At 70.2% G+C, this 22,201-nt stretch carries 21 protein-coding genes; 18 read left to right on the top strand and 3 right to left on the bottom strand.

Going from position 1 to position 22,201, the window contains the following annotated elements; genetic code table 11:
- Positions 1–21 precede the first annotated feature (21 nt).
- A complete protein-coding gene (locus IE264_RS22690; RefSeq protein ID WP_032760042.1) occupies positions 22–714 on the top strand; it encodes a demethylmenaquinone methyltransferase in 693 nt (230 codons plus the stop codon).
- Positions 715–733: 19 nt separating this feature from the next.
- On the opposite strand, the gene IE264_RS22695 is transcribed toward IE264_RS22690, so the two are convergent.
- Positions 734–1,264 (bottom strand): GNAT family N-acetyltransferase, encoded by a 531-nt coding sequence (locus IE264_RS22695; RefSeq protein ID WP_032760071.1) that lies wholly within the window; start codon positions 1,262–1,264, stop codon positions 734–736.
- A gap of 97 nt (positions 1,265–1,361) precedes the next feature.
- Between IE264_RS22695 and IE264_RS22700 the strand changes: the two genes are divergently transcribed.
- On the top strand, positions 1,362–2,645 hold the full coding sequence (locus tag IE264_RS22700; protein ID WP_031127603.1) for a geranylgeranyl reductase family protein: 1,284 nt from the start codon (positions 1,362–1,364) through the stop codon (positions 2,643–2,645).
- 17 nt (positions 2,646–2,662) lie between these two features.
- Here the strand turns inward: IE264_RS22700 and IE264_RS22705 are convergent, their stop codons facing one another.
- The gene (locus IE264_RS22705) at positions 2,663–3,259 is read right to left on the bottom strand and encodes a CGNR zinc finger domain-containing protein (protein ID WP_190167685.1); all 597 of its coding nucleotides are present in this window, start codon (positions 3,257–3,259) and stop codon (positions 2,663–2,665) included.
- Positions 3,260–3,396: 137 nt separating this feature from the next.
- Between IE264_RS22705 and IE264_RS22710 the strand changes: the two genes are divergently transcribed.
- The 4 genes from IE264_RS22710 to IE264_RS22725 all read left to right on the top strand — a co-directional run bounded on the left by IE264_RS22710 (position 3,397) and on the right by IE264_RS22725 (position 7,593).
- On the top strand, positions 3,397–4,134 hold the full coding sequence (locus IE264_RS22710) for a metallophosphoesterase (protein WP_032760038.1): 738 nt from the start codon (positions 3,397–3,399) through the stop codon (positions 4,132–4,134).
- A gap of 234 nt (positions 4,135–4,368) precedes the next feature.
- Entirely contained in the window at positions 4,369–4,554 is a 186-nt protein-coding gene (locus IE264_RS22715; RefSeq protein ID WP_032760036.1) for a hypothetical protein, read from the top strand.
- Positions 4,555–4,890: 336 nt separating this feature from the next.
- Positions 4,891–6,063, top strand: a complete 1,173-nt coding sequence (locus IE264_RS22720) for a Cmx/CmrA family chloramphenicol efflux MFS transporter (RefSeq protein ID WP_032760034.1) — start codon at positions 4,891–4,893, stop codon at positions 6,061–6,063.
- 306 nt (positions 6,064–6,369) lie between these two features.
- Entirely contained in the window at positions 6,370–7,593 is a 1,224-nt protein-coding gene (locus tag IE264_RS22725; RefSeq protein ID WP_032760032.1) for an esterase/lipase family protein, read from the top strand.
- A gap of 115 nt (positions 7,594–7,708) precedes the next feature.
- Here the strand turns inward: IE264_RS22725 and IE264_RS22730 are convergent, their stop codons facing one another.
- Entirely contained in the window at positions 7,709–8,548 is an 840-nt protein-coding gene (locus IE264_RS22730; protein WP_015610614.1) for a C40 family peptidase, read from the bottom strand.
- A 798-nt stretch (positions 8,549–9,346) separates the two neighbouring features.
- Between IE264_RS22730 and IE264_RS22735 the strand changes: the two genes are divergently transcribed.
- Genes IE264_RS22735 through nuoL form a run of 12 tightly spaced genes read left to right on the top strand, consistent with a single transcriptional unit; the run spans position 9,347 to position 22,200 of the window.
- Positions 9,347–9,706 carry an NADH-quinone oxidoreductase subunit A gene (locus IE264_RS22735; RefSeq protein ID WP_003967084.1) on the top strand — a complete coding sequence of 120 codons (360 nt, stop codon included), beginning with the start codon at positions 9,347–9,349 and terminating at the stop codon, positions 9,704–9,706.
- 17 nt (positions 9,707–9,723) lie between these two features.
- Positions 9,724–10,278: a NuoB/complex I 20 kDa subunit family protein gene (locus tag IE264_RS22740; protein ID WP_015610615.1), complete on the top strand. Its 555-nt coding sequence runs from the start codon at positions 9,724–9,726 to the stop codon at positions 10,276–10,278.
- On the top strand, positions 10,275–11,000 hold the full coding sequence (locus IE264_RS22745; protein ID WP_015610616.1) for an NADH-quinone oxidoreductase subunit C: 726 nt from the start codon (positions 10,275–10,277) through the stop codon (positions 10,998–11,000). The genes IE264_RS22740 and IE264_RS22745 overlap by 4 nt, the downstream gene beginning before the upstream one ends.
- Positions 11,000–12,322 carry an NADH-quinone oxidoreductase subunit D gene (locus IE264_RS22750; RefSeq protein ID WP_015610617.1) on the top strand — a complete coding sequence of 441 codons (1,323 nt, stop codon included), beginning with the start codon at positions 11,000–11,002 and terminating at the stop codon, positions 12,320–12,322. The genes IE264_RS22745 and IE264_RS22750 overlap by 1 nt, the downstream gene beginning before the upstream one ends.
- Positions 12,323–12,348: 26 nt before the next feature.
- Positions 12,349–13,173: an NADH-quinone oxidoreductase subunit NuoE gene (nuoE, locus tag IE264_RS22755; protein ID WP_032760030.1), complete on the top strand. Its 825-nt coding sequence runs from the start codon at positions 12,349–12,351 to the stop codon at positions 13,171–13,173.
- Entirely contained in the window at positions 13,173–14,552 is a 1,380-nt protein-coding gene (gene nuoF / locus IE264_RS22760) for an NADH-quinone oxidoreductase subunit NuoF (protein WP_032760029.1), read from the top strand. The genes nuoE and nuoF overlap by 1 nt, the downstream gene beginning before the upstream one ends.
- Entirely contained in the window at positions 14,549–17,059 is a 2,511-nt protein-coding gene (locus IE264_RS22765; RefSeq protein ID WP_032760027.1) for an NADH-quinone oxidoreductase subunit G, read from the top strand. The genes nuoF and IE264_RS22765 overlap by 4 nt, the downstream gene beginning before the upstream one ends.
- Positions 17,059–18,459: an NADH-quinone oxidoreductase subunit NuoH gene (nuoH, locus tag IE264_RS22770; RefSeq protein ID WP_078657634.1), complete on the top strand. Its 1,401-nt coding sequence runs from the start codon at positions 17,059–17,061 to the stop codon at positions 18,457–18,459. The genes IE264_RS22765 and nuoH overlap by 1 nt, the downstream gene beginning before the upstream one ends.
- On the top strand, positions 18,452–19,132 hold the full coding sequence (gene nuoI, locus IE264_RS22775; RefSeq protein WP_078657633.1) for an NADH-quinone oxidoreductase subunit NuoI: 681 nt from the start codon (positions 18,452–18,454) through the stop codon (positions 19,130–19,132). Before nuoH ends, nuoI begins: the two co-directional genes overlap by 8 nt.
- Complete coding sequence (locus IE264_RS22780; protein ID WP_015610623.1) at positions 19,129–19,995, top strand: NADH-quinone oxidoreductase subunit J; 867 nt, start codon at positions 19,129–19,131, stop codon at positions 19,993–19,995. The genes nuoI and IE264_RS22780 overlap by 4 nt, the downstream gene beginning before the upstream one ends.
- On the top strand, positions 19,992–20,291 hold the full coding sequence (gene nuoK, locus IE264_RS22785; RefSeq protein ID WP_015610624.1) for an NADH-quinone oxidoreductase subunit NuoK: 300 nt from the start codon (positions 19,992–19,994) through the stop codon (positions 20,289–20,291). Before IE264_RS22780 ends, nuoK begins: the two co-directional genes overlap by 4 nt.
- 13 nt (positions 20,292–20,304) lie before the next feature.
- Complete coding sequence (gene nuoL / locus IE264_RS22790; RefSeq protein WP_032760019.1) at positions 20,305–22,200, top strand: NADH-quinone oxidoreductase subunit L; 1,896 nt, start codon at positions 20,305–20,307, stop codon at positions 22,198–22,200.
- Position 22,201: the final 1 nt, after the last annotated feature.

The following is a 22,201-nucleotide window of genomic DNA, read 5'->3' on the forward strand; positions in this document are numbered from 1 at the left end:
GCAGGCTGCTTGAATGGAAGGGTGACCCGAGCCTCCCTGGACAAGCAGCCGCACGAAGTCGCCTCGATGTTCGACGGTGTGGCGGCCAACTACGACCTGACCAACGACGTGATCTCGCTGGGCCAGGCCCGGCTGTGGCGCAAGGCGGTCGCGGCGGCGGTCGACGCCCGCCCCGCGCAGAAGATCCTCGACCTGGCGGCGGGCACCGCGACCTCCTCGCAGCCCTTCGCCCAGGCCGGTGCCTATGTGGTGCCGTGCGACTTCTCGCTCGGCATGCTGAAGGTGGGCAAGCAGCGCCACCCGTGGATGCCGTTCACGGCGGGCGACGGCATGAGGCTGCCGTTCAAGGACGAGGTCTTCGACACCGTCACGATCTCCTTCGGGCTGCGCAACATCCAGGACACCGAGACCGCGCTGCGCGAGCTGTACCGGGTGACGAAGCCGGGCGGCCGGGTCGTGATCTGCGAGTTCTCGCAGCCGACCTGGGCCCCGTTCCGCACGGTCTACACCGAGTACCTGATGCGCGCGCTGCCGCCGACCGCCCGGGCCGTCTCCTCCAACCCGGACGCGTACGTCTATCTCGCCGAGTCCATCCGCGCCTGGCCCGACCAGCCCGGCCTCGCCGCACTCCTTCAGAAGGCGGGCTGGTCGAAGGTGGCGTGGCGCAACCTCACCGGCGGCGTGGTGGCCCTGCACCGGGCCACCCGCGCCTAAAGCTCCCGTAGATCCGGGCTCAGAGCTCCAGCCGGTAGCAGCGCGCCTCCTGTCCGGGGCGCGGGGTGGTGAAGGTCTCCGCGAGCCGCATCCCGAGCCGCTCCGCCACCGCGATGGAGCGGGCGTTACGGGAGTCGATCATCGCGACGACATCCGGCACCCCGGCCGCCCGCAGCCGCTCCAGCGTGGTGCGGGCGGCGGCGGTGGCGTACCCGTGCCCCCAGGCGGAGCGCCCCAGACGCCAGCCGATCTCGATGGCGCCGACCGGCCCGTAGTGGGTGTGCGGCCACGGCTGCGCCCCGGTGAAGCCGAGCACGGTGCCGTCCTCGTCGGTGACGGTCCACAGGCAGTAGCCGAGCTCCGCGTCATGGCGGCGCTGACGGGCGGTGAGTTCCTCGTACACGGAGAAGTCCGCCCTCCGGCCGCCGAAGAACTCCATCACCTCGGGGTCGTCGAAGACCCGGTGCCAGAACAGCGCGTCCTCGTCGGTCGGGACGCGCAGACGTACCGCGGGGGCCGGGGCAGTGGGCGGAACAGGTGCTATCGACATGAGGGAGCCCTTCGGAGGGTTGTTCAGCAGGCCCCCATAGACTGCACGGGACATGTGCCGCGCGGCACGCGAATTCGAGTCTTCGGGAGATCCGACCGTGACCGAGCCCCTCTCCGAGCACAGCGCGGACGTGATCGTCGTCGGAGCGGGCCCAGCCGGCTCCACGACCGCGTACTACCTCGCCAAGGCCGGACTCGACGTCCTGCTCCTGGAAAAGACGGCGTTCCCCCGCGAGAAGGTCTGCGGCGACGGCCTGACGCCGCGCGCCACGAAACAGCTCGTCTCCATGGGGATCGACATCTCCGAGGAGGCCGGCTGGCTGCGCAACAAGGGCCTGCGCATCATCGGCGGCGGCGTACGGCTCCAGCTGGACTGGCCGGATCTCGCCTCCTACCCGGACTACGGACTGGTCCGCAAGCGCGACGACTTCGACGAGCAGCTCGCCCGGCAGGCGCAGAAGGCCGGCGCCCGGCTGTACGAGCGCTGCAACGTCGGCGCCCCCATCCGGGACGAGCGCACCGGCCGCATCACCGGCGTCGAGGCCAAGGTCGGCGAGGAGAAGACCCCGCTCACCTTCCACGCCCCCCTCGTGGTCGCCGCCGACGGCAACTCCACCCGGCTCTCCCTCGCGATGGGGCTGCACCGCCGCGAGGACCGCCCGATGGGCGTCGCCGTCCGTACGTACTTCACCTCGCCCCGCCACGACGACGACTACCTGGAGTCCTGGCTGGAGCTGTGGGACAAGCGCGGCGCCCAGGACCGGCTGCTCCCCGGCTACGGCTGGATCTTCGGCATGGGCGACGGCACCTCCAACGTGGGCCTCGGCATCCTCAACTCCTCCTCCGCCTTCAAGGAGCTGGACTGGCGCGAGGTGCTCAAGGCCTGGTGCGCCTCGATGCCCGAGGAGTGGGGCTACACCCCGGAGAACATGACGATGCCCATCCGGGGCGCCGCCCTCCCCATGGCCTTCAACCGCCAGCCGCACTACACCAAGGGCCTCCTGCTCGTCGGCGACGCGGGCGGCATGGTCAACCCGTTCAACGGCGAAGGCATCGCGTACGCCATGGAGTCGGGCCAGATCGCGGCCGACGTCATCGTCCAGGCCCACGCCCGCGCCACCCCCGCCCAGCGCGAACTGGCCCTGAACAACTACCCGAAGGTGCTCAAGGAGACCTACGGCGGCTACTACACGATGGGCCGCGCCTTCGTGAAGCTGATCGGCAACCCGAAGGTCATGAAGGTCGCCACCCAACGCGGCCTGACCCACCCGCTGCTGATGAAGTTCACGCTCAAGATGCTGGCCAACCTGACCGACCCGACGGGCGGCGACGCGATGGACCGCATCATCAACGGGCTCTCCAAGGTGGCTCCGAAGGCCTGAGGCCCACAGCCCACCACTTACGGCTCACGGCGCGGCGGCCCTTCGCCCGTCGCCGCGCCCCGCGTGCGCTCGTAGTGGCGGGCCACCCGGGCCCGGTTGCCGCAGGACGGCCTGCACCACTCCTGGCGGCCGTGGCTCTTGATGAAGTACCGCACGCAGCGCGGCGCGTGGCAGGCCCGCAGCTGTTCGCGCTCGGGCCCGCTCAGGAAGTCGACGGCATCCCGCGCCAGCGCCGCGACCAGCCGTACGCGCGGGTCGTCCTCGGCCGACAACAGCCGGGCCGCGGGGGCCCCTTCGGCGGGCCAGTCCAGCTGCGGGGCGACCAGCTCCCGGGCGGCGGCCGCGTTGAGGCGGTCCAGGGCCTCGGCGGCCGGCATCAGCACGTGCGCGTCCGCCGGGCTGGGCGGCGCCGGGCTGACCACCCGCGCGAACAGGGCCCGGACGGCCCCCCGTACACCGACGATCCCGGCCCTGAGCTCCTCGTCGGCGACGAGCCCTCCGGCGCTCGCCAGCCCGGTCTGCTGCTGGATCCACCGGGTCGTCCCCCGGACCGTCGCGAGGTCGTCGACGACGCCGCCCTCTCCGTCGTGGCGGATGGTGCTCGCCAGTTCCATGACGGGCCGCTGTGTCACCGGTCGCCCCCTTCGCCGCCATCGGCCGGTTGTCGACGGCCTCTTGAACTCTGTCCGACCCCCACTCTAGAGTCCTAACGGGAAAAGAGAAATTAACGTTATACGGGGGACGGACGGCCATGTTGCTCGCCCAGATCAGCGATCTGCACCTGGACGGCGGTGAACGCGCGACGCACCGGGCGACCCGCGTCATGGAGTACCTGCGGGCCCTGCCCCGCCCGGTCGACGCACTGCTGGTCACCGGGGACATCGCCGATCACGCGGCGGAGGCCGAGTACGAGGAGGCGGCCCGCATCCTGGCCGCCCCGTTCCCCGTACTGGCCTGCCCCGGCAACCACGACGCGCGCCCCGCCTACCGCAAGGCCTTCCTCGGCGAGGCGCCCGGGGAGGGCCCCGTCAACCGGGTCCACCTGATCGCCGGAACCGCCGTCCTGATGTGCGACTCCACCATCCCCGGCCGCGACGAGGGGCGCCTCGACACGGAGACGCTCGGCTGGATCGACACCACGCTCGGCGCCCTCCCGGACGGCGTCCCCGCACTGATCGCCTTCCACCAGCCGCCCGTCGAGCTCCACCACCCGCTGCCCGACGCCGGGCGGCTCGAAGAGCCGGAACTCCTCGCCGGCCTCCTCGACGCCCACCCCCGGGTCGTCGCCGTCCTCACCGGCCACGCCCACACGGCGGCCGCCTCGACCTTCGCCGGCCGCCCCCTCCTCGTCGGGCCCGCCGTCACCTGGACCCTGCGCATGCCCTGGGAGGGGGCCGACCCGGCCGACCGCGACCAGCCCCCGGGGATCGCGTTCCACGTCCTGGGCGAGGACCGGCGCCTGACGACACACTTCCGCGTCGTGCTCTGAACCGGGCGCCGGACCGGGCCACGGCATAATCCCCGACCCCTCAGGTGATCGTGTGCGATGATTTGCGCGCCACCCCCGGTCATCGGCAGTCCCGGACCGGCTGGTGCCCGCCCTCGCCCCAGCGGCGACCCGCGGCGCGTACGAATCTTCATGACGCACGCTCACATCGAACGCAGGCCAGCGGGGTACGGAACAAGCCGATACAGCGCTGCTCGACCCCAAGGACAGACAGCCATGACCACCGCATCCCTGCCGCCCCAGCACCACGGCCTCTTCCTGGAGCCCCGCTTCGCCGCGGGCCTGACCTCCCCGGACGACGACGAGGACCTGGACGCGCTGTACGAGGCGCAGCCCGCGCCCACCACCTCCGCACGGGAGCCGGAGCGGACGACCCGCCGCCCCCGCCGCGCCAACCGGTAGCCTCACCCCATGAGCAGCCCCGAGTCCGACAGACTCCGCCCACCGGTGCGCCGGTGGGCGAACTGCCGCTGAGTACCGCCGGCCGGCCCCCTCGGGCCACCGGCCCTGCTCACCACGGCTCCGTCGCCGCCGGATCACCGCGGGAACGGGCCGTTCCCACCCCGCGTACGCACTGAATCGCCGTCGTACGCCGGGTCCGTGCCCCGGTCGGCGCAAGAACCCGACCGGGCACTCCTCCGCGTCGCCCCGCCGGTCATCCGGCGGCCCCGCGCGGCCCGCATCCCCGCACTTCGGTTCGTCTGTCCACCGACGGTTCCGTCCAAGGGGTCTGCACCCATGCCATTCGCCGTCTACGTCCTCGGGCTCGCGGTCTTCGCCCAGGGCACCTCCGAGTTCATGCTGTCCGGGCTCGTCTCGTCCATCGCCGCCGATCTCGGCGTCCCCCTCTCCGCCGCCGGCCTCCTCACCTCCGCCTTCGCCGTCGGGATGGTCATCGGCGCGCCCCTGATGGCCCTGTTCAGCCGCACCTGGCCCCGGCGCCGCGCCCTGCTGTTCTTCCTCGCGGTGTTCGTCGCCGTCCACATCGCGGGGGCGTTGACCCCGGGTTACGGAGTCCTCCTCGCCACCCGCTTCGTCGGGGCCGTCGCCAACGCGGGCTTCTGGGCGGTGGCCCTGACGGCGGCCGTCGCGATGGTCCCCGACCGGCTGAAGGGGCGGGCCACCGCCGTCGTGGTCGGCGGGGTGACGATCGCCTGCGTGGTGGGCGTACCCGCCGGAGCGGTGCTGGGGGAGCGGTGGGGGTGGCGGGCCGCGTTCTGGGCGGTCGCCGCGGTCTCCCTGCCCGCGTTCCTGGCGATCCTGCGGTCCGTCCCGGGCGGCCCCCGGCCGGAAGCCGCCCCCGCGCCCGTATCCGTACGGGACGAACTGCGCGTCCTCACCGGCCCCCGCCTCCGCCCCACCCTGCTCACCATGGCCCTGGTCCAGGGGGCCACCTTCTGCGCCTTCTCCTACCTGGAACCGCTCCTCACCCGCGCGACGGGCCTCGGCGCCGCCCGGGTGCCCGCGGCCCTCGCGCTCTTCGGGGCGGGCGCGTTCCTCGGCGTCACCGCGGCGGGCCGGTACGCGGAGCGGTGGCCCACGGCCTTCGTCACGTACGGCATGGCCGCCCTGGCGCTCGGCTGGAGCGCCCTGGCCCTGACGGCGGCCCGCCCGCTCGCCGTCCTCGCCCTGATCCCGCTGCTCGGCATGCTCGCCTTCGGTACGGGCACGGCCCTGATCACCCGGGTCCTCGCTCTGGCCCCGGGCGCCCCGACGCTCGCGGGGGCCTTCACCACGAGCGCGTTCAACCTGGGTGCTGCGGTGGGTCCGTGGGCGGGCGGTCTGGCCCTGGACGCGGGGCTCGGCCACCGGGCGCCGGTCTGGGTGAGCGCGGTGCTGATGGCGTCGGCTCTGGCCGTGGCGGGGGTCCGGCGGGCGGCCGTCGCCGTGTCCGACGTACGGGTGACGTGACGAATGGCGGGATTCCCCCCGTCCCCGACGCACTGGAAGGGCGGCCGGGAGGCCCGTCCCCAGGAGGGGCGGGCCTCCCGGCCGGGTCCGTCGTGCCCGTACCGCAAGAGACCGGCCAAAAACGCCTTCCCGCAGGTCAAACATGCCGTCACGGCTTTCTACCCGAGGAGGTGACACCACGCGCCGCGGGGGCCTGCGACCGCCGGAACCGCCGCCATGATGTGCGGGTCCTCGCACCCCACCGCAGTCTCCGAGCCCGCGTCCGTCGGGCCGCTGCGGCATGCGCGTGGACGGAAGAGAGACACAGTGTCCGGACAGCAGGGCGAGAGCGCGGAGCACGGCATCGGAGCGTTCACGCTTGCGGGTTCACCGCAGGCCACCGCGGCGGGCGAGGCCACGGCCCCGCCCGCCGACGAGGAGTGGGACCTGCCGGGCGGCTTCGCCCGGGTCCACTACGCGGACGGCCACCAGGGCATCCAGCGGCCGGTGCTCATGGCGGACGGCTTCAACCTGGGCCGGAGCGACCTCGACGCGCTCTACCTGGGGCTGGAGGAGAACTTCCCGCTCATCACCTCGCTGAAGCAGCGGGGCCACGATGTGATCCTGCTCGGCTACGACGACCGCGGCGCCTCGATCCTGGACAACGCGCAGACCGCGATCGCCGCGATCCAGCGCACCATCGCCTCCCGGCTGGGCAACGCGCCCCTGACGGTCGGCGGCTTCAGCATGGGCGGGATCGTCACCCGCTACGCGCTGGCGAAGCTGGAGCACCAGCGGATCGACCACCAGACCGCGCTGTACTTCTCCTACGACAGCCCGCACCGGGGTGCCGTGATCCCGATCGGGCTGCAGGCCTTCTCGCACTTCATCCCGGTTCCCAACAACTTCGCGAAGCAGATGAACAGTTCCGCCGCACGGCAGATGCTGTGGCGCCACTACAACAGCGAGGACGGCACCGTCGGGGTCGACCCGGAGCGTGAGAAGTTCCTGGCGGCGCTGGACGAGGTCGGCGGCTGGCCGGCCCGGCCGCGCAGGATCGCCGTGGCCAACGGCCGGGGCGACGGGGTGGGCCTGGACGTGCCGCCCGGTCAGACCGCGCTGGCGTCCACCGGCGACCGGGTCTACCCGGGGACGACGCTCCTGACCCAGGCGGAGGGGCACGAGGTCGTCGTCGCCGAGCTGAAGCGGCTGTTCCCGAAGGCCGAGAAGACGATCACGACGAGCGGGTTCCCGGCGCTCGACGGCGCACCGGGCGGCACGCTCGGCTCGTACCGGATCCTCGCCACCATGCTGGAGAAGTTCGGCGCGACGGTGGACCTGCGCCACCCGGACGTCTGCTTCGTCCCGACGGTGAGCGCGGTCGCGATCCGCGACCTCGACCGGCCCGAGGACCTGTACGCGAACGTCGACAGCCTGTCCCCGGAGGACAGCGAGGTGGACGACTTCCTCTGCTCGTCCACGACCACCGCGCACACGGCCATCACCGAGGAACTGGGCACCTGGCTGCTGGACCGGCTGCCGCAGCACTGACCACCGCGGCTCCAGGGCCGGATCACGGCCGAGGGCCGCCACTCCCGAGCGGGGGAGTGGCGGCCCTCAGCCGTGCGGCGACGGGTGTTCCCGAACCGCCGGTGACGCTTGTGAATCAGAGAACGCGGACCGCGCCGGTCGGCCGGTCGTAGTCCAGGGAGCGCTGCACCGTGCCGGTGCTGGAGTTCTGCGCGCCGACGAACTCGCCGCCGCCCACGTAGATCGCGACGTGGTACGCGCTGCCCGCGCCACCCCAGTACAGGATGTCGCCCGGCTGGAGGTTGTCCAGGGAGACCGGGGTGCCGGCGGTCGACTGGGACTGCGAGACGCGCGGGAGGTCGACGCCCACCGTGCGGTACGCGGCCTGGACCAGACCCGAGCAGTCCCACGCGTTGGGGCCGGTGCCACCGGACACGTACGCGTCGCCGACCTGGGCCTTGGCGAACGCGACGATGGCGGCGGCGGAGCCCGTGGCGGTCGACGAGGAGGACGAGGGGGCGGACGCGGAGGACGAGTTGCCCGAGGAAGAGGCGGCGGGGGCGCTGAGCGTCGTGCGCTCGGCGGTACGGGAGGCGCGCTCGGCACGCTCCGCGGCTTCCGCCTTGGCCTTGGCTTCGGCCTTCTTCTTGGCCTCGGCCTTGCGGACGGCCTCGGCCTGGGCCTTCTTGGCCTTCTTCGCAGCGCTCTCGGCTGCGGCGTCCTCGTAGGCCCGCGTCTCCAGGTCGAGGGCGACCTGCTGCGTGGCCTGTGCGGAGGCGGCGACGGCGGTGGAGAGCCCGGTGGTGATGGTGGGCATCTCGATCGTCTGGGTCACCGGTTCGGCCTGGGCCGGACCGGCGGCACCCGCGACCGCGATGGTGCTGAGGACGCCACCGGCAACTCCGGCTCGCAGCGCCGACTTCGAGGCGCGCTGGCGGGGCTTCCGGTGGCTGGGTATGTGAGCGGTGTGGGACATGGGTACTAGCGCTATCAGGGCTGTAGGGGTCCCATCAAGAAACGTGTGTTGCGACACAGTTACGTTCGGAATCTGTGAATCCGCTTTCCGTGCGCCTTTATTGACGCCGTAACGGGCAAAACGGGCATGCGCGATCAGGGCCGTGATCTCTGCCTTTCGGTAATACGCCCGAATTGCCCGCCGCTTACCATCCGTTCACACCGATGGCCAAGCCCGGTTTTCCTGCGGAGGGGGCTGGGTGACGCAGGTCACAGTGTGGGTATCGGGTGACAGGCAACCCTCGCGCACGCGACCGAGGTCCGCTCCGCTTCGGCGCCGGACCCTCCGTCGCCCCGTCGGGCAAGTCCGCGCAGGCGTGATCCGGAAGTTCGTGAATGCGCGCACATGTCCCCTTCGGCCCTCGCTGTATCTCGTCGTACCTCGCCCGGGTGGCGACGGCGACAGCCGGATCCCTTATCACCCCATCGGGGTCCATCGCCAATTTGCTTGTACTGGCTGTCCATTGATAGCGCCGCACGTCCTTGACCAGCGGTAACACCGATGAATGTCACGTCTCGTGATCACTCGGCCGCTTCGCGTACGAAGATCACCGCTCATACGACTTCATGATCCTTCGTCAGGTGGTGGAGATCACAAAGACGTTGTCGTACCCCGTGTCGCAGATCACAGGGCGACGGGCATAGGATGCGGGGCAGTCGGGCTTGTGAACTGCCTCACATGTGCACGATCTTGGTGAGGTGGCGAGCCGGTCGCCCGATGCGGTCCAACGGTCAAGGACGACTGGAAGGAGCGAGGAGCGTGAATGCCTACGCGCCCATCCTCGTGCTCGGCGCCCTCGGGGCAGGGTTTGCGATCTTTTCCGTGGTCATGGCCACGCTTATCGGCCCCAAGCGGTACAACCGGGCAAAGCTCGAAGCGTACGAGTGCGGTATCGAACCCACGCCGACACCGGCCGGAGGCGGCCGCTTCCCCATCAAGTACTACCTGACGGCGATGCTTTTCATCGTCTTCGACATCGAGATCGTCTTCCTCTATCCCTGGGCGGTCTCCTTCGACGCCCTGGGGATCTTCGGGCTCGTGGAGATGCTGCTCTTCGTGCTCACCGTCTTCGTCGCCTATGCGTATGTCTGGCGTCGCGGCGGCCTGGAATGGGACTGAGGGGCTGAGGGGCACACATGGGACTCGAAGAGAAGCTGCCTAGCGGCTTTGTGCTGACCACGGTCGAACAGGCCGCCGGCTGGGTGCGGAAGTCCTCCGTCTTCCCGGCCACGTTCGGCCTCGCCTGCTGCGCCATCGAAATGATGACGACCGGCGCCGGCCGCTACGACCTGGCCCGGTTCGGGATGGAGGTCTTCCGTGGATCGCCGCGCCAGGCGGATCTGATGATCGTCGCCGGACGGGTCAGCCAGAAGATGGCGCCCGTCCTGCGGCAGGTCTACGACCAGATGCCGAACCCCAAGTGGGTCATCTCCATGGGGGTTTGCGCATCATCGGGCGGAATGTTCAACAATTACGCCATTGTGCAGGGTGTTGATCACATTGTCCCGGTCGATATCTATTTGCCGGGATGCCCACCGCGTCCCGAGATGCTGCTGGACGCCATCCTCAAGCTCCACGAGAAGATCCAGGGCGGCAAGCTCGGGGTCAACGCGGAGGAGGCCGCCCGCGAGGCGGAGGAAGCGGCCCTCAACGCGCTGCCCCTGATCGAGATGAAGGGGCTCCTGCGGTGACCGGGAACGACAACGGCGGGGAGCAGAACGGCAACGCCGTACCCGCCCCGCGCGACACCGGCGGCGAGGCCATCCGCGTCCGCAAGGGCATGTTCGGCGCCAACAACGGCGGCGACACCTCCGGTTACGGCGGCCTCATCCGCACCATCACCCTGCCGGGAGCCGCCTCCCGGCCGTACGGCGGATGGTTCGACGAGGTGGCCGACGAGCTCGAAGGGGCCCTGGAGGAGCAGGATCTGCTTCCCGAGCACGCCATCGAGCGCACGGTCGTCGACCGCGACGAGCTCACCTTCCACATCGCCCGCGAACACCTGGTCCAGGTGGCCCGCACCCTGCGCGACGACCCCGCCCTGCGCTTCGAGCTCTGCACGGGCGTCAGCGGGGTCCACTTCCTCGGGGACAAGGGCCGCGAGCTGCACGCCGTCTACCACCTGCGGTCCCTCACCCACGGCCGGATCATCCGGCTGGAGGTCTCCGCCCCCGACAGTGACCCGCACATCCCGTCCCTCGTCGAGGTCTATCCGACCAACGACTGGCACGAGCGCGAGGCGTACGACTTCTTCGGCATCGTCTTCGACGGGCACCCGGCCCTGACCCGGATCATGATGCCGGACGACTGGCAGGGCTTCCCGCAGCGCAAGGACTACCCGCTCGGCGGCATCGCCGTCGAGTACAAGGGCGCCCAGATCCCGGCTCCGGACCAGCGGAGGTCGTACTCCTGATGACCACTCCCCATGCGACACCCCGAGCGACCACCGAGGGGACTGTATATACAGTCACCGGCGGCGACTGGGACGAGGTCGTCGAATCCGCGGCCAAGTCCGACGACGAACGCATCATCGTCAACATGGGCCCCCAGCACCCGTCCACGCACGGCGTGCTGCGGCTGATCCTGGAGATCGACGGCGAGACCGTCACCGAGGCCCGCTGCGGCATCGGCTACCTCCACACCGGCATCGAGAAGAACCTCGAATTCCGCAACTGGACCCAGGGCACCACGTTCGTCACGCGCATGGACTACCTGACGCCGTTCTTCAACGAGACGGCGTACTGCCTGGGCGTCGAGAAGCTCCTCGGCATCGAGGACCAGATCCCCGACCGGGCCACCGTCCTGCGCGTCCTCCTGATGGAGCTGAACCGGATCTCCTCGCACCTGGTCTGTATCGCCACCGGCGGTATGGAGCTGGGTGCGACCACGATCATGATCTACGGCTTCCGCGATCGTGAACTGGTTCTCGACCTCTTCGAGCTGATCACCGGACTCCGGATGAACCACGCGTTCGTCCGCCCCGGCGGCCTCGCCCAGGACCTGCCCCCGGGCGCGGTCGACCAGCTGCGCGAGTTCATCAAGACCATGAAGAAGAACCTGCCGGAGTACGACAAGCTCGCCACCGGCAACCCCATCTTCAAGGCCCGCATGAAGGACGTCGGCTACCTCGACCTCACCGGCTGCATGGCGCTCGGCGCCACCGGTCCCGTCCTGCGCTCCGCCGGGCTCCCGCACGACCTGCGCAAGAGCGACCCCTACTGCGGCTACGAGACCTACGACTTCGAGGTGCCGTACACCGACACCTGCGACTCCTACGGACGCTTCCTGATCCGCATGGACGAGATGCGCGAGTCGCTCCGGATCATCGAGCAGTGCCTGGAGCGCCTGGAGCCGGGCCCGGTCATGGTCGCGGACAAGAAGATCGCCTGGCCCGCCCAGCTCGCCCTCGGCGCGGACGGCCTCGGCAACTCGCTCGACCACATCAGGAACATCATGGGCACCTCCATGGAAGCCCTGATCCACCACTTCAAGCTGGTGACCGAAGGCTTCCGGGTCCCGCCCGGGCAGACGTACACCGCCGTCGAGTCCCCCAAGGGCGAACTCGGCGTCCACGTCGTCTCCGACGGGGGCACCCGCCCCTACCGGGTCCACTTCCGCGACCCGTCCTTCACCAATCTGCAAGCCATGGCGGCGATGTGCGAGGGCGGCCAGGTCGCCGATGTCATCGTCGCCGTCGCGTCCATCGACCCCGTGATGGGAGGCGTCGACCGGTGACCGCAAACCAAGAGGTCAGTCTGGGGATGCCGCAGCTCCCCGCCCCCGCCTACCCGGCCGACGTGCGCGCCCGGCTCGACGCGGACGCGAAGGAGGTGATCGCCCGCTATCCGGGCAGCCGCTCCGCGCTGCTGCCGCTGCTCCACCTCGTCCAGTCCGAGGAGGGGTACGTCTCCCGGACCGGGATGGCCTTCTGCGCCGAGACCCTCGACCTCACCACCGCCGAGGTCACGGCCGTCGCGACCTTCTACTCCATGTACCGGCGCAGGCCGAGCGGGGACTACCAGGTCGGGGTCTGCACCAACACCCTGTGCGCGGTCATGGGCGGCGACGCCATCTTCGACACGCTCAAGGAACACCTCGGCGTCGGCAACAACGAGACGACCGACGACGGCAAGGTCACCCTCGAACACATCGAGTGCAACGCGGCCTGCGACTTCGCGCCCGTCGTGATGGTGAACTGGGAGTTCTTCGACAACCAGACACCCGAGAGCGCCACGCAGCTCGTCGACGACCTGATCGCCGGACGGACCGTCGAGCCCACCCGCGGCGCCCCGATCTGCTCCTACAAGGAGACCGCCCGCATCCTGGCCGGCTTCCCCGACGAGCGCCCCGGCGCCGTCGAGGCGTCCGGTGGCGCGGGCGCCGCCTCCCTCGTCGGGCTCAAGCTCGCCAAGGGCGAGGCACTGCCGAAGGCACGCGTCGTCGCCCCGCGCGACGGCCGTCCCAAGGAGGGGCAGCCGCACGACCCTTCGCCGTCCGAGCACCTCAGCTCGCACGACGCACCGCAGCAGACCTCGGCCTCCGACCCGGAGCACCCGGCCGGGCCCGCAGCCGAGGAGGGGGAGTGATGACCTTGGCCGCCGAGATCGACCACAACGGGACGAGCCCCGAGAAGCTGCTCGCCCCCGTCCTCTCCGCCTTCTGGGACCAGCCCGAATCCTGGACCCTGGAGACCTACCGCCGCCACGAGGGGTACGAGGGGCTGCGCAAGGCGCTGGCCATGGACCCCGACGACCTCATCGCGTACGTCAAGGACTCCGGTCTGCGCGGACGCGGCGGCGCGGGGTTCCCCACCGGGATGAAGTGGCAGTTCATCCCGCAGGGTGACGGCAAGCCGCACTATCTTGTTGTCAACGCCGACGAGTCGGAGCCGGGGACCTGCAAGGACATCCCGCTCCTCTTCGCGAACCCGCACAGCCTCATCGAGGGCATCGTGATCGCCTGTTACGCGATCCGTTCGTCGCACGCGTTCATCTACCTGCGCGGTGAGGTCGTCCCCGTGCTGCGACGACTGCACGAGGCGGTACGAGAGGCGTACGAGGCGGGTTATCTGGGGACGAACGTCCTGGGTTCAGGACTCGATCTGGAACTCACGGTGCACGCAGGTGCCGGCGCGTACATCTGTGGTGAGGAAACCGCGCTGCTCGACTCTCTCGAAGGACGGCGTGGACAGCCCCGGCTGCGACCCCCCTTCCCCGCGGTCGCCGGTCTGTACGCCTGCCCCACTGTGGTGAACAACGTCGAGTCCATCGCCTCGGTTCCCGCGATCCTGAACAGGGGCAAGGACTGGTTCAAGTCGATGGGCAGCGAGAAGTCCCCGGGCTTCACGCTCTACTCGCTCAGCGGCCATGTCACCAGCCCCGGCCAGTACGAGGCCCCGCTCGGCATCACGATGCGTCAGCTCCTCGACATGGGCGGCGGCATCCGGGCCGGCCACCGCCTCAAGTTCTGGACGCCGGGCGGCTCCTCCACCCCGATGCTCACCGAGGAGCACCTCGACGTACCCCTCGACTACGAGGGCGTCGGCGCCGCCGGGTCCATGCTCGGCACCAAGGCGCTCCAGTGCTTCGACGAGACGACCTGCGTCGTGCGGGCCGTCACCCGGTGGACCGAGTTCTACGCCCACGAGTCCTGCGGCAAGTGCACGCCCTGCCGCGAAGGGACCTACTGGCTGGTCCAGTTGCTCCGCGACATCGAGGCCGGCAAGGGCGAGATGGCCGACCTGGACAAGCTCAACGACATCGCCGACAACATCAACGGCAAGTCGTTCTGCGCGCTCGGCGACGGCGCCGCCGCCCCGATCTTCTCCTCGCTCAAGTACTTCCGCGAGGAGTACGAACAGCACATCACGGGCAAGGGCTGCCCCTTCGATCCCGCCAGATCCACGGCCTGGGCCGACGACAGAGACGCCAACGGCAAGAACGCTCACCGGGGGGTGAACGCATGACAGTCACCACGAGTGCGCCCTCCGGGGGCGGCGAGGCGGCCATCCCGCCCGAGGACCTGGTCACGCTGACCATCGACGGCATCGAGATCAGCGTCCCCAAGGGGACCCTGGTCATCCGGGCCGCCGAGCTCCTCGGCATCGAGATCCCGCGCTTCTGCGACCACCCGCTCCTCGACCCCGCCGGCGCCTGCCGCCAGTGCATCGTCGAGGTGGAGGGCCAGCGCAAGCCGATGGCCTCCTGCACCATCACCTGCACCGACGGCATGGTCGTCAAGTCGCAGATCACCTCTCCTGTCGCCGAAAAGGCGCAGAAGGGCGTGATGGAGCTGCTGCTGATCAACCATCCGCTGGACTGCCCCGTCTGCGACAAGGGCGGCGAGTGCCCGCTCCAGAACCAGGCGATGTCGCACGGCGGCGCCGACTCCCGCTTCGACGGGAAGAAGCGGACCTTCGAGAAGCCCGTCCCGATCTCCACCCAGGTGCTGCTGGACCGTGAGCGGTGCGTGCTCTGCGCGCGCTGCACCCGGTTCTCCAACCAGGTGGCGGGCGACCCGATGATCGAGCTGATCGAGCGCGGCGCCCTCCAGCAGGTCGGCACCGGCGAGGGCGACCCCTTCGAGTCGTACTTCTCCGGCAACACCATCCAGATCTGCCCGGTCGGCGCGCTGACCTCGGCGGCGTACCGCTTCCGCTCCCGCCCCTTCGACCTGGTCTCCACCCCCTCGGTGTGCGAGCAGTGCTCCGGCGGCTGCGGGATGCGCACGGACCACCGGCGCGGCAAGGTCATGCGGCGCCTCGCGGCCAACGAGCCCGAGGTCAACGAGGAGTGGATCTGCGACAAGGGGAGGTTCGGCTTCCGCTACGCCCAGCAGCGCGACCGGCTCACCACCCCGCTGGTCCGCAACGCCGAAGGCGTCCTGGAACCGGCGAGCTGGCCCGAGGCGCTGGAAGCCGCGGCGGCCGGTCTGCTCGCCGCCCGGGGCCGGGCCGGTGTGCTGACCGGTGGCCGGCTGACCGTCGAGGACTCCTACGCGTACAGCAAGTTCGCGCGGGTCGCCCTCGACACCAACGACGTCGACTTCCGCTCCCGGGTCCACAGCGCCGAGGAGGCCGACTTCCTGGCCGCCCGGGTCGCCGGACGCGGCCGGGACCTGGACGGCGAGGGGGTCACGTACACCGCGCTGGAGAAGGCCCCCGCGGTCCTGCTCGTCGGGTTCGAGTCCGAGGAGGAGGCCCCCGGCGTCTTCCTGCGGCTCCGCAAGGCCCACCGCAAGAGCGGCCAGAAGACCTTCGCGCTCGCCTCGCACGCCACGCGCGGCCTGGTGAAGGCGGGCGGCACGCTGCTGCCCGCCGCCCCCGGCACCGAGACCGAGTGGCTGGACGCGCTCGCGGGCGGCGTCGGCCTGGAGGCCGAAGGGGCTGCCGCCGCCGAGGCGTTGCGCGGTGAGAACTCCCTGATCATCGTCGGTGAGCGGCTCGCCGGCGTGCCCGGCGCACTCTCCGCCGCAGTCCGGACCGCCGCCGCGACCGGCGCACGCCTGGTGTGGATTCCGCGCCGGGCGGGCGACCGGGGCGCGGTGGAGGCGGGCGCGCTCCCCACCCTGCTGCCCGGCGGCCGCCCGGCCACCGACCCGCGGGCCCGGGACGAGGTGGCGGCCGTGTGGCGCGTCGCCGAACTCCCCTCCCGGCACGGCCGCGACACCGGCCAGATCATCGAGGCCGCGGCCACCGGTGAACTGGGCGCGCTGCTCGTCGCCGGCGTCGGGGTGGAGGACCTGCCCGACCCGGCGCGTGCGCTGGAGGCCCTGGACGAGGTCGGGTTCCTGGTCTCGCTGGAGCTGCGGCCGAGCGAGGTCACCGACCGGGCCGACGTGGTCTTCCCGGTCGCCGCCGTCGCGGAGAAGTCCGGCACCTTCCTCAACTGGGAGGGCCGGGCCCGGATGTTCCAGGCGGCGCTGAAGCCGGAGCAGATGCCCCGGACGCTCTCGCCGGTCGACTCGCGTGTGCTGCACATGCTGGCCGACGCCATGGACGTGCACTTCGCACTGCCGGACCTGACCGCGGCCCGCCGCGAGCTCGACCGGCTCGGCGGCTGGGAGGGCGGCCACGCGGACGACCCGCGCGCGTCGGCGCAGCCGCTGCCCCGCCCCGGCGACGGCGAGGCGGTCCTCGCGGGCCACCGGATGCTGCTCGACCTCGGCCGGCTCCAGGAGGGCGACACCGCGCTCGCCGGAACCCGGCACGCGGCCGTCGCCCGGCTCTCGGCCACCACCGCGGCCGAGACCGGAGTCAAGGACGGCGACCTGCTCGCCGTCACCGGCCCCACCGGCGCCGTCGAACTCCCCCTCCAGGTCACCGACATGCCGGACCGCGTGGTCTGGGTGCCGCTGAACTCGGTGGGACGCGGCATCCCCGCCGACACCGGTGCGAACCCCGGCGGCCTGGTACGGATCGGCCCCGCCGCCGCACCGGGTGGACCCGTCGAACCATCGGAGGTACGAGCGTGATGGGCCTCACCGCACTCACCACGGCACCACAGGGTGCCGTCATCGCCGCCGAGGATCTCTCGATGTTCGGCACCGACCCCTGGTGGCTGGTGCTGCTCAAGGCGGTCTTCTGCTTCGCGTTCCTCATGCTCATCGTGCTCTTCTCCATCGTGTGGGAGCGCAAGGTCGTCGCCTGGATGCAGCTGCGGATCGGCCCCAACCGGCACGGCCCCTGGGGGCTGCTCCAGTCGCTCGCCGACGGCATCAAACTGATGCTGAAGGAAGACGTCATCGTCAAGCGCGCGGACAAGGCGGTCTACGTCCTCGCGCCGATTCTCGCGGCGATCCCCGCCTTCATGGCGGTCGCGGTCATCCCCTTCGGCCCGGCGGGCAACGAGGTCTCGATCTTCGGCACCCGTACGACGATGCAGCTCACCGACCTGCCGATCGCCGCGCTCTACATCCTCGCGGTCGGCGCGGTCGGGGTGTACGGATTCGTCCTCGGCGGCTGGTCCTCGGGCTCGACGTACCCGCTGCTCGGCGGAATCCGCTCCTGTGCCCAGATGATCAGCTACGAGATCGCCATGGGCGCCGCGTTCGCCTCGGTGTTCCTCTACTCCGGCTCGATGTCGACCTCCACCATCGTGGAGGCGCAGGGGGACCGGTGGTACATCATCCTGCTGCCGATGTCCTTCCTCATCTACATGGTGACGATGGTCGGGGAGGCCAGCCGGGCCCCGTTCGACATGCCGGAGTCCGAGGGCGACCTGGTCGGCGGCTTCAACACCGAGTACAGCTCCATCAAGTTCGCGATGTTCATGCTCGCCGAGTACATCCACATGGTGACCGTGTCGATGATCGCGGTGACGCTGTTCCTCGGCGGCTGGCGGGCCCCGTACCCGATCTCCGCGTTCTGGGAGGGGGCGAACCACGGCTGGTGGCCGATGCTCTGGTTCTTCCTGAAGCTCCAGGCGCTGATTTTCTTCTTCATCTGGCTGCGCGGCACCCTGCCACGCGTCCGCTACGACCAGCTGATGAAGCTGGGCTGGAAGGTCCTGATCCCGGTCTCCGTGGGCTGGCTGATGCTCGTCGCCACCGTCCGCGCGCTGCGCAACGAGGGCTACGACTTCTCCCGGATCGTCCTGTACGTCGGCGGGGCCGTGCTCGCCATCCTGCTGATCTCGCTGGTCGTCGACATGTACCGCGACCGCAGGGTCAGGGCCCAGGAGGCGGAAGCCGGACCGGAGCCCGCCTTCGACCCGATGGCGGGCGGGTTCCCGGTGCCACCACTGCCCGGACAGAGCCTGCCACCGGTGCCCAGGCGCGTACCTCGGCGTGAGCGGGAGCTCGTTGTCAGTGGCGCACCGGATACTCAGAGTGACGGAAACGCGAGTGACGGAAAGGAGGCCGGCGGTGTCTGAGAAACCAGAGCTCACGGGCTCATCGGGATCCGCTGGTTCCTCGGGGGAATCGGCGACGGCGGGGGAGAAGTTCCAGAACCCCGTGGCCGGCTTCGGCGTGACCTTCAAGGCCATGTTCAAGAAGCGGCTGACCGAGCAGTACCCCGAGACGCCGAAGGTGACCGCGCCCCGCTTCCACGGCCGCCACCAGCTCAACCGTCACCCGGACGGCCTGGAGAAGTGCATCGGCTGCGAGCTGTGCGCCTGGGCGTGTCCGGCGGACGCCATCTACGTGGAGGGCGCGGACAACACGGAGGAGGAGCGCTACTCCCCGGGCGAGCGCTACGGCCGCGTCTACCAGATCAACTACGCGCGCTGCATCCTCTGCGGACTCTGCATCGAGGCGTGCCCCACCCGGGCGCTGACCATGACCAACGAGTTCGAGCTCGCCAACACCACCCGCGAGAGCCTCATCTACACCAAGGACGAGCTGCTCGCGGGCCTGGAGGAAGGCATGGTCGACAGCCCGCACGCGATCTTCCCCGGCATGGACGACCAGGACTACTACCGGGGCCTGGTCACCGAGGCCGCCCCCGGCACGGTGCCCCAGCCGGCGGTCTCCAAGGGCGAGGCCAAGCCCGACGAGTCCGCGGGAAGCGCGGGCGCACAGCAGGGCAGGGGGTCCGGCGCATGAACGCGATCGCCGCGGCCACCACCACATCGACCGGCGAGGCCGTCCAGTTCTGGATCCTGGGCACCGTCGCCGTGATCGGTGCGCTCTCCACGGTCCTGCTGAAGAAGTCCGTGCACAGCGCTCTGTCGCTCGCCGGGACCATGGTCGTCCTGGCCGTCTTCTACCTCGCCAACGGCGCCTATTTCCTCGGCATCGTCCAGATCATCGTCTACACCGGCGCGATCATGATGCTCTTCCTCTTCGTCGTCATGCTCGTCGGTGTCACCGCGGCGGACTCCCTCAAGGAGACCCTCAAGGGGCAGCGCTGGCTGGCCGTCGGCTGCGGCCTCGGCTTCGGCGTCCTGCTGATCGCGGGCATCGGCAACGCGTCGCTCTCCACCTTCAACGGGCTGGGCGCCGCCAACGCCCTGCACGGCGGAAACGTGGAGGGGATCGCCAACCTCATCTTCACCAAGTACGTCTTCGCCTTCGAGATCACCGGCGCCCTGCTGATCACCGCGACCGTCGGGGCGATGGTGCTCACGCACCGCGAGCGCACCGAACGGGCCAAGACCCAGCGGGAGATGTCCGAGGAGCGCGTCCGCGGCAAGCACCTCCCGCCGCTGCCCGCCCCCGGTGTCTACGCCCGGCACAACGCGGTGGACATCGCCGGTCTGCTGCCCGACGGCACACCGTCCGAGCTCACCGTCATGAAGACGCTGCGCGACCGGGGCCAGATCCGCGATGTCTCCCAGGAGGCCCTCGCCGATCTCAAGGCCCTGGAGCAGCGCTCCGGCGAGCGGCTCGGACGTGAGGACGCGGACGCCGTGGCACGCGGGGCGAACCCCGCGTCCGCGGCGGAGAATTCGGAGGCCGCCAAGTGAATCCGGTCAACTATCTCTACCTCGCGGCCCTGCTGTTCGCGATCGGCGCCTCCGGGGTGCTGATCCGGCGGAACGTGATCGTGCTGTTCATGTGCATCGAGCTGATGCTCAACGCGTGCAACCTGGCGCTCGTCACGTTCTCCCGGATGCACGGAAACCTCGACGGACAGATCGTCGCGTTCTTCACGATGGTCGTCGCCGCCGCGGAAGTCGTCGTCGGGCTCGCGATCATCGTGTCGTTGTTCCGCTCCCGCCACTCGGCCTCGGTCGACGACGCCAGCCTGATGAAGCTGTAAGGGGACCGGAATCGTGGAGAACCTGATCGCGCTGCTCGTCGCGGCGCCCCTGCTCGGAGCGGCGGTCCTGCTCTGCGGCGGCCGCCGGCTGGACCGGGCCGGGCACTGGCTCGGCACCGTGCTCGCCGCCGCCTCGTTCGTCGTCGGCGTCGTCCTCTTCGCCGACATGCTGGGGAAGGGCGCCGAGGACCGGGCCCTGCACCAGCACCTGTTCAGCTGGATTCCGGTGGAGGGCTTCCAGGCCGACATCGCCTTCCAGCTCGACCAGCTGTCGATGACCTTCGTCCTGCTCATCACCGGTGTGGGCACCCTGATCCACATCTACTCCATCGGCTACATGGAGCACGACGAGCGCAGGCGCCGCTTCTTCGGCTATCTCAACCTGTTCCTCGCGGCGATGCTGATCCTGGTCATCGCCGACAACTACCTGCTGCTGTACGTCGGGTGGGAGGGCGTCGGTCTGGCGTCGTACCTGCTCATCGGCTTCTGGCAGCACAAGCCCAGCGCCGCCTCCGCCGCGAAGAAGGCCTTCCTGGTCAACCGCGTCGGTGACATGGGCCTCTCGATCGCCATCATGCTGATGTTCACCACCTTCGGCACCTTCGCCTTCGGGCCGGTGCTGGAGTCGACCGGTGAGACCAGCGAGGGCAAGCTGACGGCGATCGGCCTGATGCTGCTGCTGGCCGCCTGCGGCAAGTCGGCCCAGGTGCCGCTGCAGTCCTGGCTCGGCGACGCGATGGAGGGCCCGACCCCGGTCTCCGCCCTCATCCACGCCGCGACCATGGTCACCGCCGGTGTCTATCTGATCGTCCGCTCCGGCGCCATCTTCAACGGTGCCCCGGACGCCCAGCTGGTCGTCGCCATCGTCGGCGCGGTCACGCTGATCTTCGGTGCGATCGTCGGTTGCGCGAAGGACGACATCAAGAAGGCGCTCGCCGGATCCACGATGTCGCAGATCGGCTACATGATCCTCGCCGCGGGCCTCGGCCCGATCGGCTACATCTTCGCGATCATGCACCTGGTGACGCACGGCTTCTTCAAGGCCGGGCTCTTCCTGGGGGCCGGTTCGGTGATGCACGGCATGAACGACGAGGTCGACATGCGCAAGTACGGCGGCCTGCGGAAGTACATGCCGGTCACCTTCATCACCTTCGGCCTCGGCTATCTCGCCATCATCGGCTTCCCGGGCCTGTCCGGCTTCTTCTCCAAGGACAAGATCATCGAGGCGGCCTTCGCCAAGGGCGGCACCGAGGGCTGGATCCTCGGCTCCGTCGCCCTGCTGGGCGCCGCGATCACCGCGTTCTACATGACGCGCGTGATGCTGATGACGTTCTTCGGCGAGAAGCGCTGGCAGCCCGACGCCGAGGGCCACGAGCCGCACCCGCACGAGTCCCCGAAGTCCATGACGATCCCGATGATCGTGCTGGCCGTCGGTTCGGTCTTCGCCGGTGGCTTCTTCGCCATCGGTGACCGCTTCGTCAACTGGCTGGAGCCGGTCACCGGTTACGAGCACGGGCACTCCCCGCTGAGCGTGGCCACCGTCACCGGGGCCACCGTGGTGGCCCTGGTCATCGGCGTCGGGATCGCCTGGGCGATGTACGGGCGCAAGCCCGTGCCCGTCCTCGCCCCGCGCGGCTCGCTGCTCACCCGGGCGGCCCGCCGCGACCTGCTCCAGGACGACTTCAACCACGTGGTCCTGGTCCGCGGCGGCGAGCACCTCACCCGCTCGCTCGTCTACGTCGACCACTCCCTGGTCGACGGCGTCGTCAACGGCACGGCCGCGTCGGTCGGCGGGCTCTCCGGCCGGCTGCGCAAGCTGCAGAACGGCTACGCCCGCTCCTACGCGGTCTCGATGTTCGGCGGTGCGGCGGTCGTCATCGCCGCGACCCTGCTGATGAGGGCGGTCTGAT

It is taken from the genome of Streptomyces microflavus (genome assembly GCF_014650075.1).
In the GTDB taxonomy this organism is placed as follows: domain Bacteria; phylum Actinomycetota; class Actinomycetes; order Streptomycetales; family Streptomycetaceae; genus Streptomyces; species Streptomyces microflavus.